The following is a 928-nucleotide window of genomic DNA, read 5'->3' on the forward strand; positions in this document are numbered from 1 at the left end:
TGTGGCTCGCATGGCGCAACACTCGGCGCGTGTAGCGGGCAAACCAGAGTTCGATCTGATTGACCCAGCTTGCGTGCAACGGCGTGAAGTGGAAGTGAAAGCGCTTGCCGTGCCGCACGTTGAACGCATGCCAGACGGCCTGGGCGCGATGTGTGTTCAGATTGTCCCAGACAACGTGCACCTGTTTGTCCGGGTACGCGATTGCCACGCGATCCATGAAGGCGACCAGATCGTCCTGGGTACGCCGCTCGCGGCATTCTGCCCGTACCTGTCCGGTATGCACATCGAGCGCGGCAATCAGCGCCTGGGTGCCGTGACGAACATATTCAAACTCACGACGGCGCAGCCGTCCGGGCGCGGGCGCGCGTCCCGGGTGCTTGCGCTCAATGGCCTGAATGCCAGTCTTCTCGTCGATACTGAGCACCACCGCGTTTCTGGGGGCCTTGCGGTACAGTTTGCAAATCCCGTTGACCTTCTCGCGAAAGGCCGGGTCCGGACTGTGTAGCCATTGCCGGACCCGGTGCGGACGCACGTCGCCGGCCTGCAGAATGCGCTGCACATGGCTGCGGCTGATCTGTTCGACGACGCCGCGCTCCACGGCGCGCGCCGCAATCTCGTCGAGCGTCGGGGTGACCCGTCCCTCAGGTTCCTGCGTTTCACACGCCAGCGCAATCAACTGCAGCCGCGCTTCATGCGTGATGCGTGGCGGACGGCCACTGCGCTCGCCTTCGCGAATGCCTTGGGCACCTTGCTGGGCAATGCGCTTGCGCCACAGGCAGACCGTTTGCACCGAGACACCCAGTTCCCGCGCAATCACCGTATTGGAGTGGCCCTCGTGGGCCCACAACGCGATGCGCGCCCGCATCACATCTCGCTGCGCCGCCGTCTTCCGCTCGATCAGCGCTAGCAGTTCCTGTCTTTCTTTGTT

At 63.8% G+C, this 928-nt stretch carries 1 protein-coding gene; it reads right to left on the reverse strand.

Translation table 11 applies throughout. From position 1 onward, the window contains the following. The coding region (locus tag AWB67_RS38650; RefSeq protein ID WP_374729898.1) for an IS630 family transposase at positions 1–910 on the reverse strand (910 nt) is incomplete at its 3' end. Positions 911–928 lie beyond the last annotated feature (18 nt).

Source organism: Caballeronia terrestris (genome assembly GCF_001544515.1).
GTDB lineage: Bacteria > Pseudomonadota > Gammaproteobacteria > Burkholderiales > Burkholderiaceae > Caballeronia > Caballeronia terrestris.